The organism is Octadecabacter temperatus (assembly GCF_001187845.1).
In the GTDB taxonomy this organism is placed as follows: domain Bacteria; phylum Pseudomonadota; class Alphaproteobacteria; order Rhodobacterales; family Rhodobacteraceae; genus Octadecabacter; species Octadecabacter temperatus.
The window spans coordinates 136,179-154,549 of sequence record NZ_CP012160.1 but is presented as its reverse complement, the minus strand read 5'-3'; the positions used below and the strand labels follow the sequence as shown (position 1 = coordinate 154,549).

20 protein-coding genes are annotated in these 18,371 nt (G+C 55.8%); 12 read left to right on the top strand and 8 right to left on the bottom strand.

Annotated features, from left to right (window positions below; all coding sequences use genetic code 11):
• Positions 1-43 precede the first annotated feature (43 nt).
• Genes cobO through OSB_RS00815 form a run of 4 tightly spaced genes read left to right on the top strand, consistent with a single transcriptional unit; the run spans position 44 to position 1,954 of the window.
• Positions 44-652, top strand: coding sequence for a cob(I)yrinic acid a,c-diamide adenosyltransferase (gene cobO / locus OSB_RS00830; RefSeq protein WP_049833194.1), 609 nt, complete (start codon positions 44-46; stop codon positions 650-652).
• Entirely contained in the window at positions 652-1,275 is a 624-nt protein-coding gene (gene bluB / locus OSB_RS00825) for a 5,6-dimethylbenzimidazole synthase (RefSeq protein ID WP_049833193.1), read from the top strand. Before cobO ends, bluB begins: the two co-directional genes overlap by 1 nt.
• Positions 1,275-1,613, top strand: coding sequence for a Lin0512 family protein (locus tag OSB_RS00820; protein WP_049833192.1), 339 nt, complete (start codon positions 1,275-1,277; stop codon positions 1,611-1,613). Before bluB ends, OSB_RS00820 begins: the two co-directional genes overlap by 1 nt.
• On the top strand, positions 1,610-1,954 hold the full coding sequence (locus tag OSB_RS00815; protein ID WP_049833191.1) for a Lin0512 family protein: 345 nt from the start codon (positions 1,610-1,612) through the stop codon (positions 1,952-1,954). The genes OSB_RS00820 and OSB_RS00815 overlap by 4 nt, the downstream gene beginning before the upstream one ends.
• A gap of 12 nt (positions 1,955-1,966) precedes the next feature.
• Here the strand turns inward: OSB_RS00815 and OSB_RS00810 are convergent, their stop codons facing one another.
• A complete protein-coding gene (locus OSB_RS00810; protein ID WP_049833190.1) occupies positions 1,967-3,610 on the bottom strand; it encodes a thiamine pyrophosphate-binding protein in 1,644 nt (547 codons plus the stop codon).
• Positions 3,611-3,672: 62 nt separating this feature from the next.
• On the bottom strand, positions 3,673-4,068 hold the full coding sequence (locus OSB_RS00805; RefSeq protein WP_049833189.1) for a VOC family protein: 396 nt from the start codon (positions 4,066-4,068) through the stop codon (positions 3,673-3,675).
• A gap of 36 nt (positions 4,069-4,104) precedes the next feature.
• Between OSB_RS00805 and OSB_RS00800 the strand changes: the two genes are divergently transcribed.
• A complete protein-coding gene (locus OSB_RS00800; protein WP_049833188.1) occupies positions 4,105-4,899 on the top strand; it encodes an HTD2 family dehydratase in 795 nt (264 codons plus the stop codon).
• Here OSB_RS00800 and OSB_RS00795 read toward each other — a convergent pair.
• Positions 4,896-5,927, bottom strand: coding sequence for an NAD(P)/FAD-dependent oxidoreductase (locus tag OSB_RS00795; protein WP_049833187.1), 1,032 nt, complete (start codon positions 5,925-5,927; stop codon positions 4,896-4,898). The genes OSB_RS00800 and OSB_RS00795 overlap by 4 nt on opposite strands.
• 49 nt (positions 5,928-5,976) lie before the next feature.
• Here OSB_RS00795 and mnmC2 point away from each other — a divergent pair, with 49 nt between their 5' ends.
• A complete protein-coding gene (mnmC2, locus tag OSB_RS00790) occupies positions 5,977-6,645 on the top strand; it encodes a tRNA (5-methylaminomethyl-2-thiouridine)(34)-methyltransferase MnmC2 (RefSeq protein WP_049833186.1) in 669 nt (222 codons plus the stop codon).
• Complete coding sequence (locus OSB_RS00785) at positions 6,642-7,508, top strand: DMT family transporter (RefSeq protein ID WP_049833185.1); 867 nt, start codon at positions 6,642-6,644, stop codon at positions 7,506-7,508. The genes mnmC2 and OSB_RS00785 overlap by 4 nt, the downstream gene beginning before the upstream one ends.
• Here OSB_RS00785 and OSB_RS00780 read toward each other — a convergent pair.
• A complete protein-coding gene (locus tag OSB_RS00780; protein ID WP_049833184.1) occupies positions 7,505-9,640 on the bottom strand; it encodes a lytic transglycosylase domain-containing protein in 2,136 nt (711 codons plus the stop codon). The genes OSB_RS00785 and OSB_RS00780 overlap by 4 nt on opposite strands.
• A 162-nt stretch (positions 9,641-9,802) precedes the next feature.
• Here OSB_RS00780 and dapA point away from each other — a divergent pair, with 162 nt between their 5' ends.
• The gene (dapA, locus tag OSB_RS00775; RefSeq protein WP_049833183.1) at positions 9,803-10,675 is read left to right on the top strand and encodes a 4-hydroxy-tetrahydrodipicolinate synthase; all 873 of its coding nucleotides are present in this window, start codon (positions 9,803-9,805) and stop codon (positions 10,673-10,675) included.
• Positions 10,676-10,732: 57 nt separating this feature from the next.
• Here dapA and OSB_RS00770 read toward each other — a convergent pair whose 3' ends face one another.
• Positions 10,733-11,941, bottom strand: a complete 1,209-nt coding sequence (locus OSB_RS00770; RefSeq protein ID WP_049833182.1) for a hypothetical protein — start codon at positions 11,939-11,941, stop codon at positions 10,733-10,735.
• Between the two features lie 66 nt (positions 11,942-12,007).
• Positions 12,008-13,198 (bottom strand): winged helix-turn-helix domain-containing protein, encoded by a 1,191-nt coding sequence (locus OSB_RS00765; protein WP_049833181.1) that lies wholly within the window; start codon positions 13,196-13,198, stop codon positions 12,008-12,010.
• Positions 13,199-13,272: 74 nt separating this feature from the next.
• Here OSB_RS00765 and smpB point away from each other — a divergent pair, with 74 nt between their 5' ends.
• From smpB to OSB_RS00745, 4 genes are all read left to right on the top strand, one after another.
• The gene (smpB, locus tag OSB_RS00760; RefSeq protein ID WP_049833180.1) at positions 13,273-13,749 is read left to right on the top strand and encodes an SsrA-binding protein SmpB; all 477 of its coding nucleotides are present in this window, start codon (positions 13,273-13,275) and stop codon (positions 13,747-13,749) included.
• A gap of 156 nt (positions 13,750-13,905) precedes the next feature.
• Positions 13,906-14,217, top strand: a complete 312-nt coding sequence (locus OSB_RS00755; protein ID WP_049833179.1) for a hypothetical protein — start codon at positions 13,906-13,908, stop codon at positions 14,215-14,217.
• 135 nt (positions 14,218-14,352) lie between these two features.
• Positions 14,353-15,210 (top strand): 3-mercaptopyruvate sulfurtransferase, encoded by an 858-nt coding sequence (gene sseA, locus OSB_RS00750; protein ID WP_049833178.1) that lies wholly within the window; start codon positions 14,353-14,355, stop codon positions 15,208-15,210.
• A complete protein-coding gene (locus tag OSB_RS00745; protein ID WP_049833177.1) occupies positions 15,210-16,394 on the top strand; it encodes an amino acid aminotransferase in 1,185 nt (394 codons plus the stop codon). The genes sseA and OSB_RS00745 overlap by 1 nt, the downstream gene beginning before the upstream one ends.
• 152 nt (positions 16,395-16,546) lie before the next feature.
• On the opposite strand, the gene amt is transcribed toward OSB_RS00745, so the two are convergent.
• A complete protein-coding gene (gene amt, locus OSB_RS00740) occupies positions 16,547-17,866 on the bottom strand; it encodes an ammonium transporter (protein WP_049833176.1) in 1,320 nt (439 codons plus the stop codon).
• Between the two features lie 22 nt (positions 17,867-17,888).
• Positions 17,889-18,227, bottom strand: coding sequence for a P-II family nitrogen regulator (locus OSB_RS00735; RefSeq protein ID WP_049833175.1), 339 nt, complete (start codon positions 18,225-18,227; stop codon positions 17,889-17,891).
• Positions 18,228-18,371: the final 144 nt, after the last annotated feature.

Below are 18,371 nucleotides of genomic sequence, written 5' to 3'. Positions count from 1 at the left end.
CGTGCTGGCGCACTCTGACATCCGCACAACTGGGAGCCCTGAGATGACTGAAGATGCAGACCGCCACGCGATGAAAATGGCCAAGAAGAAGGCCGCACGTGATAAGATCATGGCGACCAAGACCGACAAGAAAGGTCTCGTCATGGTTCATACGGGTAAAGGGAAGGGCAAGTCTTCTGCCGCGTTCGGGATGATCTTTCGCCATATCGCCCACGGGATGCCCTGTGCCGTCGTCCAGTTCATCAAAGGCGGCATGAGCACGGGCGAGCGTGATCTGATCCTTTCCAAGTTCAAAGACGAGTGTGCCTTCCACACGATGGGCGAAGGGTTCACATGGGAAACCCAAGACAAAACCCGCGACACCGAGATGGCGATGGCCGCTTGGGAGAAAGCAAAAGAGCTGATCCGCGACCCAAAGAATTCGATGGTGCTTTTGGATGAGATAAACATCGCGATCCGGTATGACTATGTGCCGATTGCAGAGGTGGTTGAATTCCTCGTGGAAGAAAAGCCCGAGATGACCCATGTGGTGCTGACAGGGCGCAATGCGCACGCAGATCTGATTGAGATCGCAGATTTGGTGACCGAGATGGAACTGGTAAAGCACCCGTTCCGGAGTGGGATCAAAGCGCAGATTGGCGTCGAGTTCTGATGCAACTGGGCCAACATCACCGCGACGCGTTGTCGGATGTGTTGGCCTGGCGACGCGATGTTCGGCATTTCAAGTCGGACCCGATTGCGCCTGAGATTTTGGCGCGTCTACGCAAAGCAATGGATTTTGCCCCCGCTGTTGGCAACGCACGACCTTGGTGTGTGTTGCAAGTTGAAGACGTCGGCTTGCGGGCAAAAATGATCGCGAACTTCGAAAGCGCCAACGAGGCGGCCAGCGCGATTTACGACAATGAGAAAGCCGCCAAGTACCGCGCGATGAAGCTCTCGGGAATGGTCGATGCGCCTGTGCATTTGGCGGTGTGGACGGACAACGATCCGCAAGAGGGCGCAGGTTTGGGCCGTCAAACGATGCCGGAAATGTTGGCCTATTCGACGGTAACTGCGATCCATACTTTGTGGCTGGCCGCGCGGGCTGAAAATATTGGTGTGGGCTGGGTGTCGATCCTTGACCCCGTAACGGCAAAAACGGCTTTTGATGTGCCGGACAGCTGGCAGCTAACAGCGTATCTTTGTGTTGGATATCCAGCGGAAACATCTGACACGCCCCTACTGCACCGCAATGGCTGGCAAGAGAACACTGAAACCCATTGGGAGATTGTCTAATGGCAACGCGCCTTTTGACTGAATTCGGCATGGGCACGTCCCTGCGCCGCCAAGACTACACACAGGCAGCGCGGCGGGCGTTGCAGGACGCGCTTTGGCATAACTCGATCAATCTGGCGGAACTATATGGCAAAGAGAAAGAAGACATGCAGATCACGGTTGAGATCGGTGTGCAGCAGCCTGACGCGGTCGATATCGAAGCCCTGCGCGATATTTTCCCCTACGGACAGCTGACGTTTAGCGTTGTTGAAGGCGGTCTCGATGTGCCGCGCCCTGACGGGTTGCCAACAGTTATCGCGAATGTTGCCTTGTCGGTTGCACTGGAGTTGGACGCATGAGTTATCAACGATTTATCATCGAGATGGGCATGGGCAATGATCAGTACGGCCAAGACTACACCAAGGCCGCGGCCCGCGCGATTGAAGACGCACTGCGGCATTCATCGATTCCATTGTTTGAGGCCACTGGGCTAAGCCACGACGCCATGCGTGTACAAGTGACTGTTGGCGTGCAGGACCCTGACGCAGTGGATTGCACTGTCTTGGTTGGGAACCTCCCACGAGGGCACGCGAGCGTGAAAGCCGTGAAGGGCGGGTTGAACGTGACCAACCCTGACAACGGCAATGTCATTGTGATCGCATCTGCCGCAGTTGAAGCGTTCTTGCCGCCACAAGGATAAGGAACTGCCCGCTTAAGATTTCGCCAAACCACTGAGTGTCTGGTTTGTCGAAAGGGCGTCTTCGCTGACGATCAGCTCGATCACGGCGAATGTGCCGCTGGCCTTGGCACGCGCGAAGGCGGGTGCGAAATCAGCTGTCTTCGTAACTGTTTCGCCGTGGCCACCGTAGGCCTTCGCAAGTGCTGCGAAGTCTGGATTGGAAAGCATCGTACCGGACACGCGGCCGGGATATTGCTTTTCCTGATGCATGCGAATTGTGCCGTAGCGGCCGTTATTCACAACCACAACAATCGGGGTTGCGCCGTGCTGGGCGGCTGTCGAAAGCTCGTTCAGGGTCATCTGAAAGCATCCATCCCCTGCGAGGCAAATAACCGTTTTTTCAGGATGCTCCAGCGAGGCTGAGATTGCGGCGGGGAAGCCGTATCCCATTGAACCAGACGTTGGCGCAAGTTGGGTTCCGTAGGCTTTGAAGACAAAATAACGGTGAAGAAAGGCAGCATAGTTGCCCGCGCCATTCGTCAATATCGCATCCTTGGGCAAGGTATCAGACAGCCACGCGATAACCTGTTCGAGCTTCACATCACCCGGCGTTTCCTGAGGTTTTATCCAAGCATCATAGTCGGCACGCGCGCTGGTGGTCCAAGGCGCCCAATCTGTCGCGCTTGCAGGAAGGCGCGAAAGCGCACGGGTGAATGAAACCGCATCTGCGGTGACGGCGATGTCTGGTTGGTAAACATGGCCGATTTCGTTCGGGTCCGCATGGACATGCAGGATCGCGCAGTGGGGGTTAGCGGGATCAATCAAAGAATAGCCTTGGGTTTCGATATCGCCGAGCCGAGATCCGATCACCAAAAGCGCGTCTGCATCACGGACACGCTGCGCAAGCTTTGGGTTCACGCCAACATTCAAATCGCCCACATAGTTCGGATGGCGGTTATCGAGGTAGTCTTGCCGCCGAAAGCCCAGCGCGATTGGCAGGTTTTGCGTGGCAGAAAAGGTCGCCAGATCTTTTGCTGCTTCAGCCGACCAATGTGGGCCACCAACAACGACAAGAGGCCGATCAAAACCAGACAGCCATGTCAGGGCGTCTTCGGAGACGGTATGCAAGGTCGGTGCGAGTTCGACCACAGGGCCAGTGGAATCTGGCACATCGGCCATTGCTGACAGCATATCTTCGGGCAATGCGAGGACGACCGGGCCGGGGCGACCAGCGGTTGCGATGGTAAAGGCCCGCGCGATGTATTCAGGCAAGCGTTCGGTTTGGTTCACCTCTGCGATCCATTTGCACAGCCCGCCAAACATGGATTTGTAGTCGACTTCTTGGAAGGCTTCGCGGTCGTGATCCTGCCTGCGGATTTGACCTACGAACAAAACAAGTGGTGTACTGTCTTGGTGCGCGATGTGAATGCCAGCAGAGGCATTTGTCGCGCCAGGGCCACGGGTTACAAAGGCAACACCGAGCTGCCCTGTCATCTTGCCGTAGGCTTCGGCCATCATCGCAACGCCGCCTTCCTGACGGCAAACGATATTATCTATTCCAGCGTCATAAAGACCATCAAGCGCAGCAAGGAAGCTTTCACCGGGGACTGAAAACACCCGTTCCACCCCGAAACGCACCAGTTGATCGACAAGAATTTGGCCGCCGTGACGTAGCATAAGACCTCTCCAGTGTTGAACGTGCAGAATGCGATACCACACGGGAAGTGCAAGGGTTTTGCCTACTGTGTGGTGGCGACCTCGATCAGGTTGCCGTCAGGATCGCGAATGTAGATTGACAGGAGCGGTCCGGTCGCCCCTGTGCGTTTAATCGGGCCTTCAAGAATGGGAACGTCGAGCGATACGAAGTGAGCGATCCAGTCTGGAATTGGCGTGTCCGATAAGAAACACAGATCGGCAGAGCCAGATGTCGGGTGCTGCGCGTGTGGTTCAAATTCAGCGCCGGTTTGGTGCAGGTTGATTTTCTGACACCCAAAGAAAAGCGCCGTTCGTGTTGAGCCATCAGCGACTACAAACTGCTCAACGGTCATGCCTAAGACCGTTTCATAGAACGCGGACGTCGCATCAGTAGAGGCGACCGTCAGTACGAGATGATCTAAAGATTTCAGCTTGGGCACTTGCGGGCTCCTGCGGATTTGGTCAGCATCGAAAGTATGACAGTGCAGACATCATCAACACAATCACTAACCGACATATTGGACCCTGCCCGCGCGCGCGCGTTGCAAGCGACCTTGGGGATGGAGCAAACGATTGAAAGCGGCAGCACGTTGCCTCCGTTTTTTCATCACATCTACTTTTGGGACCCGCAACCACCAGAAAACCTAGGGCGTGACGGGCATCCGGCCTTGGGTGGGTTCCTGCCTGACATGGGATTACCGCGGCGGATGTGGGCCGCTGGACGGTTGTTGTTTCATGCGAATTTGCGGGCGGGTGTGCAGGCTGACAAGGTTTCAAACATCGAAGGTGTGACCCGGAAAACAGGGCGATCTGGCCCGCTGGCATTCGTGCGGGTGCGCCATGACATACGTCAGCGGGGAACCGTTGTGCTGAGCGAATGGCAGGATCTAGTCTACCGCGAAGATGATGGTGAGACCCCGGAGCGGCCAACAGCGCGGACCGATGAAACCCATTCACAGACGGTCGAATTCGACCGAACAACGTTGTTTCGTTACTCTGCACTGACGTTCAATGGGCACCGCATTCACTATGACCGACCCTACGCCCGGCGTGTTGAGAAGTATGACGATCTGGTCGTGCATGGGCCACTGCTGGCGCAACATTTGATGCTTATGGGGGAGGCGCAATTGGGCAAGCCGCTGACCGAAGTGACCTACCGCGCAACAGCCCCATTGTGTGAACCGCAATCTGCAACCCTGTGCTGGGCGGATGGCGCGGCATGGGTACGCGGACCGAAGGGCGAGCAGTGCATGGAAGCGGTGATGCGCTAAAGGCTTTTGACTGGGTCGAAGTCAGGCGGGATCGTGTTTTCGCCTTTCAGGATAAGTTGAGCGAGTTTCTCGGCCGCAAGCGGGGCCATACCAAATCCGATTTTGAAGCCACCGTTCGCGATGAATTCACCTTTGCAGAACGGATGTTCACCAAGCATGGGTGCGCGGGTGCGCGCACGTGGCCGCAAGCCCGCCCAACGACGAATTTCAGGGGCGTCCTGCAAGGCGGGAACCGCTGCGCGGGCTTTGGCAAGAAGAGTGTCGCATTGGGCATCGGTTGTGAATGGTTCGTCAAATTCACGCTCGGTCGTGGCGCCGATTGCTGTCGTGCCATCGAAATGCGGGATGATGTGCAGCCCATCGATGAACAGTTGCGGTGCGGTGCGCGCGTCATAATCCAGAAGTATTGCTTGGCCTTTGATACCTGCACCGACAAGGCGCGTGTGCTGTGCTGTCAATTCATCAAGACCTTCCCAGCCAGTTGCCCAGACGACGTGGCCTTCATGCGCTGCATCAGTCACAATCTCACCGCCGCCTGATTGGATGGCTGCGGCGAGGGAATGGCACGCTTGCTTGGGGTGAATGCGTCCCGTCAGTGTGTCATGGATGAGCAGGCCAGATTCGGATTTCGGGGTGAAGCCGCTATGCGCGTCAACCACCTCCCAAACAGCGCGGCCCTGCCACAATGTTTGCGCGTTGAGTCCGCGTTCTTGGGCGAGCTTTAAGGCGTTTTCGGGCAATGCTTGCAGGCGCCCAGTTCGGGCATAACCAGATGCTAAGCCACCCGCGGCTTCCACGTCCGCCCACCAACTTTCAGCCATCAAAAGACTTTCCAATTGGAACGCTTTTTTTGGGTTCCATTGTTCAGGCACATGCGGGGCGAGTGCGCCGACAATACCACCCGACGCACCTGACGCGACGCCGTTGGGGTCAATAACACGCACGGTTGCGCCCGCTTTTTGGCACGCCCAAGCAACGCTCAGGCCGAATGCCCCTGCCCCGCGAATTGTCACATCAACCGTTGCCATCACTGCCGCCTGCTTTCATGGTCCCCCCAACCAAATAGGACACTACGACATGACAGACCAGCGGGCGAATTTGGAATGGCGCGACAGTGGGGTGCCGGTGTCGTTGCAATTTGACGATCCGTATTACTCGCTTGATGATGGCGTAGCCGAGACGCAGCATGTGTTTTTGCGCGGGAATGACCTACCTGAGCGGTTTCAAGATGGGTTTCATGTGGCCGAGCTGGGGTTTGGCACCGGTCTGAATTTCCTCGTGACTTTGGCAGCGTGGCGCAAGGCGGGCGTGAAAGGCAAGCTGCATTTCACCAGCTTTGAGGCCTTTCCGATGCCTATTGCAGACATGATCCGCGCGTTGAACGCGTTCGAAGGCTTGCCGATGGATCTCATAGAAGATGACTCCGACATGGAGATCCTGAGCCCGCAAATTGGCGGGCCCGATTTTGAACTGCGCGTGATTGTCGGGGACGCACGCGAAACTTTGCCTGATTGGGATGGCCGTGCGGATGCGTGGTACCTTGATGGGTTTTCCCCAGCCAAGAACCCCGAGCTTTGGGGCGCGGATTTGATGGCTCAGGTCGGGGTGCATACCGCAAAAGGCGGCACGGTTGCAACGTATACTGCTGCTGGATTTGTGCGCCGTGGGCTGGCGGACGCTGGTTTCACGATTGAGCGTGTGCCGGGATTTGGACGCAAGCGACACATGGTGCGAGGGGCATTATGACCACCCAAAACGTCCGCCTTGGCATTTTGTTGATGATCGCGACGACATTCGTATTTGCGGTTCAAGACGGGATCAGCCGGTATCTGGCAGGCGAATACAATGTGTTGATGATTGTCACCATCCGCTACTGGTTTTTCGCGGCTTTTGTGATTGCCATCGCGAAACGACAGATGGGATCTGTTCGGGCGGCAGCGGCAACGCGTCAACCATTCCTGCAAGCCTTTCGCGGGCTACTTTTGGCGTCCGAGATTTGCGTAATGGTCACGGCGTTTATCTACCTCGGACTAGTTGAGGCACATGCGATATTCACCTGTTACCCACTTTTAATCGCCGCGTTGTCCGGCCCCATTTTAGGGGAAAACGTCGGTTGGCGGAGATGGTCCGCCATTGGCGTGGGATTTATCGGTGTGTTGATTATTCTAAAGCCAGGGGTCGCGGTTTTCACCCCTGCGGCGGCAATTCCGTTATTGGCCGCATTCATGTTCGCGCTTTATGGGCTGCTGACGCGATACGCGGCCCGCAAAGACAGCACAGCAACGTCGTTTTTTTGGACGGGCGTCGTCGGGGCCATCGCGTTGACCCCTCTGGGCCTATGGATGTGGGAGCCGATGGCTGGAAACGATTGGTGGTGGATGGGCGCGCTTTGCATCACGGGAGTGTCAGGGCATTGGTTGTTGATCAAAACTTATGAGGTCGCTGAGGCGAGTTCGGTGCAGCCGTTTGCCTATCTGCAACTGGTCTTTGCCAGCGCCATCGGGATTACAGTTTTCAGCGAAACCGTGGCGCTGAATGTCGCGCTTGGGGCGGCTCTGGTTGTTGCTGCGGGCATGTTCACATTGTGGCGCGCACGACGCGCTGCTTAGTCACCTGCACGTGCAACGGGGCGGATGGATTGTGGGCCTGTTGGACCCGTTGGCGCGAGCTCACCAGCGCGGCGGACTGGCGGGAGATCGGGGTCTGGCTGCAGATCGGTTTCCACTGGAACAGGCGGTGCTTCGACGTCACGATCAGGACGTGCAACGGGACGAATGACCGGCGCGGCACCAATCAGGATATCAGTGAACGCGACAGGGCCGATTTGCCCCGTTAGCCGTGCACGGTAGACGGGGATGCCTTCGGTCACGCGCATCACGTAGTTGCGGGTTTCGCGAAACGGGATGTGTTCAATCCAGTCGATCACGTCCACCGGATCAGGGTTCAAGATATTGCGGCGCGGATCACCCCGTTCGTCCATCCATGACTTCGGGCGGCTTGGGCCCGCATTGTAACCAGCGGCGATCATTACCGGAGAGTCGCCAAATTCACGGGTGAGAAACGCAAGATATTCAGACCCGAGCGCCGCGTTATAGGCCCAGTCGGTTGTCAGGCGCGAACGACCATAAGGCAAATCAAGCCAACCTGCGACCTCTTGGGCCGTCGCAGGCATTAATTGCATCAAGCCCAGCGCACCCACACTGCTGCCGGCATCTGTGCGGAACTCGGATTCTTGGCGGGCAATTGCCAATGCAAGGGCGGGTTCAACAGGAAGGTCCATCTGCGCCATTGGGTGAATTGGGAAATAGGCATCCTGCACAATAAGATGATCGCGCACGGCGGTTTTGGCGATCAGGACCGTGTAAAACGGCTCCTCCAAATCCATGAACATCGCGCCGAGTTGGCCGATTTCCTGCCGCGACATTGACTGCGCAGCGTCACGGAAGAACAGAACGGCAAGGCCACGTTCGCCCGCACCAAGTAAGGCTAGACCCGCTTGCACAAGTTCATTGTCTAGAACTTGACTTGTTCGCCAATTGCCAAAGTCTTCGCCGCCGACCAAATCGGGGTTCATTGTCAGGCCCAACCGTTCGGCGGACAATAATCCGTAAAACGATGTCTGATGTTGCGCACCCATTTGGAAGGCTGCGATTGCGGCTTCGGCGTTGCCCAGCCCTTCGTGCGTGCGCCCCAGCCAATAGCCCGCTCGCCCTTTGGAAATAGGCGAAGTAACGGCGCCATCGAAGCGTTCGAAATGCGTGAGCGCGAGGTTGTAATCCTTAAGGTATGTCAAGGCGATGTAGCCCGACAGCCACTCAAGGTCTGCGTAGTTGCTTTCATCTGGCGCAATAAAATGGTCGGACGCGAACGCATAGGCGAGGTCGATGTTGCCTTCGCGCATGTGCCAACGGGCGAGCGTGCGTCGCCAAGAGCCCCACCGCCAAGGGATTCCCAAACGGTCTGCACTGGTTGATTGCGCCGTAAGAATGATACTGGCTTGGGTCCAGTCGCCGCGATCTGCAAACCAGTTGAAACGATCATAATGAAGACCGGGGCTGTCTTTTAGCCGTTCCGGAATGAGCTCTTCGCGATCATTAATGTCGCCAGCGCGATTGATAATCGCGATCCGCGCACGGGTTAGGGCTTGTTGGCCTTCATCCAGCAGTGGCAGAACGTTGGTGGCATCAGTGGTACGCCACCGCCAAAGAAGCATATCGGCGCGGGCCTCGTGATAGGGTGCCACAACTTCGGGATATGCGTTGATGATCGCTTGGTGGCTGGATGTCGTCAGCGCGTCGCTGGTCCAGACGTCAATGAGCATCGCGGCGGCGTCTGCGCTGCGACCATCGGCAATAAGTGCATTTGCGAAGGCGACAGCGCCCTGCCCCGTTTCAATGTCAGAACCATCAAAGAATCGCAGCGCATCGAGTGTAGATACGTTTTCATCTATCGCCCGTTCAGCGTTTGCGCGGATACGGCTGTTCCCCGGCCAGTTGGGGCGACGGTTAAGGAAATCTGTGTAGCTTGCAAACGGCGCCTCTGTGTCGTTGTCGCGATAGTTCACCCATTCCAGCAGGTCTTGCTCAACCTCGGTGCCGTTCACAAAACTTGGCGACGCGTCGGTGCTGCCTGCCAATGACGCCAAAGCATCCGAGAACGTCTCGTCATCAGGCGATTCTTGCGCCCATACGGGCACAACCATTAGCCATCCGGCCAGCGCTGATATGACGATTGTTTTCATTACGGTTCGTATCCTTTTCGCCCGAGACTAGGCGTCTTCTAGTCACATAGGTAGTTTATCCAATGTACCGTGCAACTCACAAACTTGGCAAAGGCGGAAAACCCCACTAGAGACGCGGATATTAACGGACCAATACCGGTCCCCCTATTAAGGATGCGTATCATGATCAAAGGTTCTTTGCCTGCTCTTGTCACGCCGTTCGCGAACGGCCAGCTGGATCTCGATACGTTGAAAAAACTTGTCGAGTGGCATGTGGATCAAGGGTCCCACGGGTTGGTTCCTGTTGGAACGACCGGCGAATCCCCCACATTGACCCATTCCGAGCATGACAAAGTCGTTGAAACAGTTGTCGAAGCCGCCAATGGGCGTTTCCCGATTGTTGCTGGTGCTGGGTCTAACAACACGGCTGAAACTGTGCGGTTGGTGAAGGCTGCTAAGGCCGCGGGCGCGGATGCGGCATTGGTCGTAACGCCGTACTACAACAAGCCTACGCAGCGTGGGCTTATTGCCCATTACATGGCGGCGGCTGACTGTGGCTTGCCGATTGTAATCTACAACATACCTGGTCGTTCAGTTGTCGACATGACGCCGGAAACGATGGGTGAGTTGGCGAAGCATGAGATGATCATGGGCGTCAAAGACGCGACGGGTGATTTGGCTCGGGTTCCTAATCAGCGCCTGTCTTGTGGGACAGATTTCGTTCAGGTGTCCGGCGAAGACCCGACTGCGATTGGATTTAATGCGCAAGGCGGCGTTGGTTGTATTTCTGTAACCGCGAACGTGGCGCCTGCGCTTTGTGCGCAGATGCAGAACGCGACTTTGGCTGGTGATTATGATGCAGCTTTAGCGATCAATGACCGTTTGATGCCGCTTCATAAGGCGATCTTTACCGAGCCAGGCTTGGTTAGCGCGAAATACGGGATGTCGTTGCTGGGGATGTGTTCTGAAGAAGTGCGCTCGCCGCTGACAGGGTTATTGGATGAAACCAAAGAACTGATGCGCAGCGCGATGGTGCATGCGGGTTTGTTGAACTGAAGCCATTCTTAGGTACAAATTGAAACGGGCGGGGATCACTCCCCGCCCGTTTGCGTTTTAGGCTGCGATTTGTTCGGCGGCGTTGCGGCTTTCGAACTGGTCGTTCAAGCGCCACAGCCCCCATGCCAGCGGGATCGCTGCCAAGCCACCGATGACATACGCGAGGGGTTCGTCATAAAACGTCTCAAACGCTTGGGTGTAGGCGTGGATCGCACCGAAGGTCATGGCCGCGTTAAAGATGCCGCGACGGTTGGTGTGGGCGGACCAGAAGGCCGCAAGGATCAGCAGAATTGCCCACACGATTGAGTACATGTCTTCGGAGATAACAAGCGTGCTGGCCTCAAACGCATCAACCGCGTCATAGTAGGTTTGATAGTCATCGTTGTAGTCGCGGAAACCCGGTCCCCAAATGTGACTGCCCACAACGTCACCCCAAAGTGAGCCGACAAGGAAACATAGGTTGGCAACGATAAACGCCATGATGCCGAACATATGCGTGTGGCGGCGGTAGCGGTCTGTCAACAAGCCTGCAACGGCGACACAGATGGCCATGGCGACGGCAAGCTGCACAATGCTGAGCGTGGTTTCAGGGCTGTAGAATGCGTACATCGCGTGGAAATAGAACGTTCCGGTATCGAGCATTTGCGCGAACGGAACGATCGCGAGTGCTGATATGAACCGCACGTCGATGAACATACCCGCGGCGAAAACTGCTGCAGCGACGTAGAAGTGCAGCATCGGAACGGTAATTCCCGAAATGTCAGCGGATCCTGCCCAGAGGTACAGCCCGCCAATGTGCATTGCGCCTGTCATTAAGAGCAAACTCCCCGTCAGGAAACCGGTGTGCTCGGGCCCATTTCGGTTGAAGAAGGCTGCGGTCAATGCGCCAACAAGCCCAAGAACCATAAGGGCCAACCCGCCAGATTGCTCGCCGAAGATGTCGAGAATTTCAATCGAGGCACCGCCTGTCAGCATGCCTGCGCCAATCAGCGCGGAGGCGGTTCCGAACATACGGTAAAGGTCTGTCGCTTTGACAAGGATCGTCGCACCAATCCCTAGGAAAAGACCGCCGACAATCGCAACCGCGAGGGCGTCCGCCAAAAGGCCGATAAAACCAGCAGCGGCGGCGATGATGCCGAAACAAAGAACAGAATTGATAACGAGGGAAACCATCACCTGCCTAGAGCGGCGCGCGATGATGTCACCCTGATCGGAGGTAATGACCCCCTCCTCGACAAGGGTTTCAGTTTGAATAACATGGGCCATAAGGCACCTCCAAAATTGGCTAACGAATATAATTGGAGCTATTCATCTCACAAACGTGAACATTGTTCAAGCTTTTTCTTTTAGCCAATCCGCAGCCCATGTTACGTCTGTACTGCCAACAAAAGTCGCGACGCGTTCTATTTCGGCTTCAAGCGCGCGAACGCGGGCTTTGCCCATGCGGACACCCTTTTCAGGCCAAAATGCCGTGACCAATGTTGCCTCCCCGTCGCGCTTGGTGTCGACGCGGCCAATCATGCGATCGCCCTGCATGACGGGAAATACGTAATAACCGTATTGCCGTTTTGGGGCGGGCACGAAGATTTCGATGCGGTAATGGAAAGTGAAAAGGCGCTCGGCGCGTTTGCGGTCACGCAAGGCAGGGTCGAATGGGGAAAGCAACCGGACACGATTATTCGGTTCTGGCGTGGGCGGGTCGAGCTTATCAGCCATGATAAAGGATGAGCGAAGAGACCCATCGGCGGATTCAATCTGAACTTCGGCAATGCGGTGGTTTGCCAAGGCAGCTGCGCACCATGCCTTTGCTTGCGCAGGCGTTATGATCTCATAAAAGGCAGCGATTTCGCCTGAGGTTCCAAAGCCAAGACGTTTAAGTGCCGACATACAGGCCCAGTCGATCATGTCTTCTTCGGAAACTTGTACATCGAGGTGTTCTTGCGGGATGACCCGTTCGGTCAGGTCATAGACCTTGCGAAACCCTTTGCGGTGGCAAACGGACAAATCGCCCGAACGCCAAAGATATTCGAGTGCGGTTTTAGACGGATGCCAGTCCCACCAGCCGCCTGACCCTTTCTTTTCGTCCTTGCCTACATCCATGGACGAACATCCGCCCTCATCCGTGATCTGACGCAGCACGCCGTCGAGCTGTTCACGAAATCCCTCGCGCCGCCAAGCGCCCCAGCGTTTATCCATAAACGCTTTGTCCTTGGTGAACTTGTGACGCCACATCGCGAAGTGCTGCATCGAAATGACGGACGCATCATGTGTCCAGTGTTCGAACGCACCACGGGTTTTCATATGCTTGGGCAAATTCGGCGCGCGGTATTGTTGGCGACGCGACCAAAGGATCAGGTCGTGGGCACGGGCCAGTGTGTTCACGCTGTCGACCTGCACAAACCCGAGGTGGTCGATCACCGATTGCAGGTCATCACCCTTGCCCGCCCCTGACCGCGCACCCAACAGTAAGTGGTTATCGAGGAATATGCGGCGGGCAGTTTGGTTGTCGATGATCGGTAACATTCAGGGCCTAACGTTGTCTTTCGCTCACCCTACGGGTTGTCGCACGCCGCGCCATCCCCTATCTGCAAGGCGTTATGGCAAAGAAACCCGTTACCGACCCAAACTACAAAGTCATCGCCGAGAACCGGCGTGCCCGCTACGATTTCGCAATCGAGAGCGACATTGAGTGCGGGATCATTCTGGCGGGGTCCGAGGTGAAGTCACTTCGCACCGGGCAATCCAACATCGCTGACAGTTATGCGGCAGTGGAAAACGACGAACTTTGGCTCGTGAATTCCTATATCGCGCCGTACAAACAAGCGATGTTCCCACACGAAGAACGGGCGCGGCGTAAGTTGCTTGTCTCAAAACGTGAGATGATACGGATGTGGAATGCGACCCAGCGTGAGGGCATGACCCTTGTGCCGTTGGTTATGTATTTCAACCACAAAGGCCGCGTGAAAATCAAAATCGCGATCGCAAAAGGTAAGCAAAAGCAAGACAAACGCGCCACCGAAGCGAAGCGTGATTGGGGTCGCCAGAAGGCCAGATTGCTGCGTCACGGCGATTAAAGGTAGCTTACTGTGTTGATTTGAGGGGGGAAACCAGCCCCGACACTCCCACTATTGATCCAATAACCACTTCTGTTAACCTGCGCACAACACAACCTGTGGTGTGCAAGGTTGTGTGCGAAACAATATAGGCCGCCAGAATAAAGGAACACGACTATGGAAATGATTCTCGGATTACTTATCCCGGCACTCTCTGGTGCGGCAGGCGGTAACATCATCGGTAAGGTTGCAGGCGCTCTGAATGGCGGCGGCATGATGAACACAGTTCTCGGCGCAGTTGGCGGTTTGGGTGCTGGTTCTATCCTTGGCTCGCTCGGCATGGACGCAACTGGCGGCGCTGAAGCAGCTGAAGCTGTAAGCAACTTTGACATCGGCACACTCGTGTCCGGAATTGCTGGCGGCGGCGCTGGTGGTGCGGCACTTGGTGGCATCGGTGGCATCGTAAAGAACATGATGTCCAAAGGCTAAGTCAGCCGAACGACTGATTAAGGGAGCGTCCGGCATTGCCGTGGCGCTCCTTTTTGTTTTCGAAACCTTGCGAAAGAAGGGGCACGGGGTTAGGGACGTACCGTTCCCGAAACGCCTGCAAACACGGGGGATGCTATGGCTTCCGATGACCCTAAAACACTCGTTTCAACCGCTTGGTTGGCTGATCATTTGAAAGATCCAGATCTTCGGGTCTTGGACGCATCATGGTTCATGCCTGACGCAGGACGTGACGCCAAAGCTGAGTATAGTGCCGCTCATATTCCTGGCGCGCGCTTCTTTGACATTGATGATGTGAGCGACCATCGCTCTGAGCTGCCACACAAGGTGCCGTCAGTTGAGAAATTCATGTCACGCATGCGCAAGATGGGTGTGGGCGATGGGCACCAGATTGTCGTCTATGATGGCTCGGGCCTGTTCAGCGCCGCACGTGTTTGGTGGTTGTTCCGACTGATGGGCAAAACCGATATTGCCGTTTTGGACGGTGGACTTCCTAAATGGCAGGCAGAAGGCCGCCCCCTTGAAGACCTGCCGCCAACGGTGCGGGACCGTCACATGACAGTGAGCCGTCAGAACCAAATGGTGAAGGACGTGACGCAGGTCGCATCCGCGTCCAAACTTGGCGATTACGTAATTGTGGACGCCCGAGCGCCGGAACGTTTCAAGGGTGAAACCCCTGAGCCACGCGAAGGGCTACGGTCTGGTCACATTCCAAATTCGCGCAATGTTTTTTACAAAGATTTGCTGAACCCCGATGGGACCATGAAATCTAATGAGGTTTTGGCCGAAGTGTTCCGCAAGGCGGGTGTTGATCTGGCCAAGCCTGCGATCTTGTCGTGTGGGTCTGGGGTTACGGCCGCAATCCTCGCGCTTGCGATGGAACGTTTGGGCAAGACTGACCACGCTGTTTATGATGGAAGCTGGTCCGAATGGGGCACTTTCGATGATTTACCAATTGCCACTGGAGACGCTTAATGTTTGAGACCCTTTCTTCACAACCGAAAGATAAAATCCTCGCCTTGATGGCGGCATATCGTGAAGACGAACGGGACACCAAGGTCGATCTTGGGGTTGGTGTTTACAAAGATGCCAGCGGCAACACACCCGTAATGCGTGCGGTAAAGGCCGCAGAAAAACGTCTGGTGAAGGAACAAAGCACCAAGGCCTACACAGGGCTGGCCGGCGACCCTGCGTTTAGCGATGCGATGATCGGTTTGGTTTTGGATGGCGCTGTCGATCGTGATCGCATTGCTGCTGTTGCGACGCCGGGTGGTACAGGTGCCATTCGCCAAGCGCTTGAGCTGATCAAGCTCGCAGCACCAGGGGCCACAGTTTGGCTGTCTGATCCGACTTGGCCGAACCACCCATCCATCATCAAATACCTCGGCATGAAGACGAAGACCTACCGTTACTTTGATGCGGAAACACGCAACGTGGATTATGTCGGCATGCTAACGGATCTGGGTGCGGTGTTGCCTGGTGATGTAGTGCTGCTTCACGGGTGCTGCCACAATCCAACCGGTGCAAACCTGACCATGCCGCAGTGGAAAGGCGTGATTGAACTGCTGAAAGAAAAGTCCGCGGTGCCTTTCGTTGACATTGCCTATCAGGGCTTTGGTGACGGGTTGGCCGAAGATGGCGCGGCAACACGTTTGGTCGCGTCTAGCTTCGACAACGTTCTTATCGCAGCGAGCTGTTCAAAGAACTTCGGTGTTTACCGCGAACGTACTGGCATCTTGATGTCTGTCGCCAAGGACACTGCACAGCGCGATCTGGCACAGCAAAATATGTCGTTCCTGAACCGCCAGAACTTTAGCTTTCCACCGGATCACGGTGCGCGTGTCGTCACAACAATCTTGAACGACCCCGAATTGCGCGCCGACTGGGAAGCCGAGCTGGAAGAGGTTCGTCTTGGTATGCTGGAGTTGCGTAAGCAGCTTGCGGCTGAACTGCGCCGCCTGTCCAATTCTGATCGCTTTGATTTTCTCGCAGAGCATCGCGGCATGTTCTCCCTTTTGGGAACCACGCCCGATCTGGTGGAAAAGCTTCGCGCAGATCACGGGATTTACATGGTGGGCGACAGCCGCATGAACATTGCGGGGCTGAACAAGAAAACCATTCCAGTGCTGGCCAAGGCGATTATCGACGCCGGCATCTAAGCACCATTTCTTTGCAGTTTGCGCGGCGCGGCTAGGTAACTGGTCGCGCCGTTTTCACATCTGATGTGGGTTACGAGTTTCGAAGCTAGAATAGAAAAAGGCCCCGCTGTTTCCAGCGGGGCCTTTCTTTGTTTCAGCTAAACGAGGGAGCGTTAGCCTTTTGAGAACTCAGGGTATGCTTCCATGCCGAGTTCCGCTTTGTCGAGACCGTTGATCTCAGCTTCTTCGCTAACGCGGATGCCGACTGTCATCTTGAAGATGAACCAGATTACGGCCGCTGCGACGAAGGTGAAGACACCGTAGGCAACGATTGCAGTCAGCTGTGTCATCAGAGACGTTTCAGGTGTGTAGAAGACCACCGCGATTGTACCCCAGATACCTGCGAAGAGGTGGACAGGGATCGCACCGACAACATCGTCGATCTTCAGTTTGTCGAGCATAGGAACTGCCAGAACAACGATCACACCACCGACAGCACCAATCCAAAGAGCACCGAAGAGTGTTGGCTCAAGTGGGGAGGCAGTGATGGACACGAGGCCAGCGAGGGCACCGTTGAGAACCATCGTCAGGTCGACCTTTTTGAACATAACCTGTGTCAGGATCAGCGCAGCGATCGCGCCGGCTGCAGCAGCCATGTTTGTGTTGGCAAAGATACGGCCAATGTCTGTGATGTCGCCAACTGTACCAGCTGCAAGCTGTGAACCGCCGTTAAAGCCGAACCAACCGAGCCACAGGATGAATGTACCCAGAGTAGCGAGCGCAAGGTTAGAACCTGGCATTGGGTTTACTTTGCCGTCTTTGTACTTGCCCAAGCGTGGTCCAAGGATAATCGCACCAGCCAAAGCAGCCCAACCACCAACGGAGTGCACAACTGTGGAGCCCGCGAAGTCGTAGAAGCCCATTTCAGACAAGAAACCACCGCCCCACTGCCAAGAACCTGAGATCGGGTACAGAATACCTGTCAGGATCGCGACAAAGGCAAGGAAAGGCCAAAGCTTGATACGTTCAGCCAAAGCACCAGAAACGATGGATGCAGTTGCTGCAACGAACATCAGCTGGAAGAAGAAGTCAGATGCGACGGATGCATAACCAAGGTCGGCATCTGCTGCGTCTAGGCCAACAGGCTCGAGCCATGTTGTGGTGCCAAAGATGGAGCCGATGTAGCCGTTAAATTCGCCCGGGTACATCAGGTTGAAACCAACCAACCAGTACATGATGGACGCGATGCCGAACAACGCAATGTTCTTCGTCAGCTGCATCGCAACGTTTTTACCGCGCACAAGGCCCGCTTCGAGCATCGCAAAGCCAGCGGCCATGAAGAAGACGAGGAAGCCGGCCACGAGGAACAGCAACGTTGTCATGAGATAGGGGCCGATCTCGTCAAAGGTCGGTGCGGCGGCTTCTTGCGCCAGCGCGAGGGTTGGGAGTGCTGTTAGAGCGCCCGCAACCGAAAGTGTTTTTACGAATTTCATCTGTTTGTTCTCCACAGGTCGCTTAGATTGCGTCGTCATTTGTTTCGCCGGTGCGAATGCGCAGGGTGCTTTGCACGTCCAGCACGAAGATCTTGCCATCACCGATTTTGTCGGTCTTGGCGGTTGTTGCGATGGTCTGAACGACTTCATCGGCCATTGCCGCCGTGACAACGATTTCGAGTTTTACTTTTGGAACGAAGTTCACCGCGTACTCAGCGCCGCGGTAGATTTCAGTGTGGCCGGATTGCGCTCCGAAGCCTTTGATTTCTGTTACCATCATTCCCCGAACACCGATGGACGTCAGCGCTTCGCGAACTTCCTCCAGCTTGAACGGTTTGATTGTTGCGATAATGAGTTTCACGCGTGTCCCTTCCGATTATTCCCGAGCAAGCCGACCGGCCTGCTTTGGCTTAAAAGGACGTTAAGCACTCGACAGCTCAAGACTCGCGCCTGTTAGTTTTGCTCGCGATCAGTGCATTTCGCACAAAAAATGCACAATTTCACC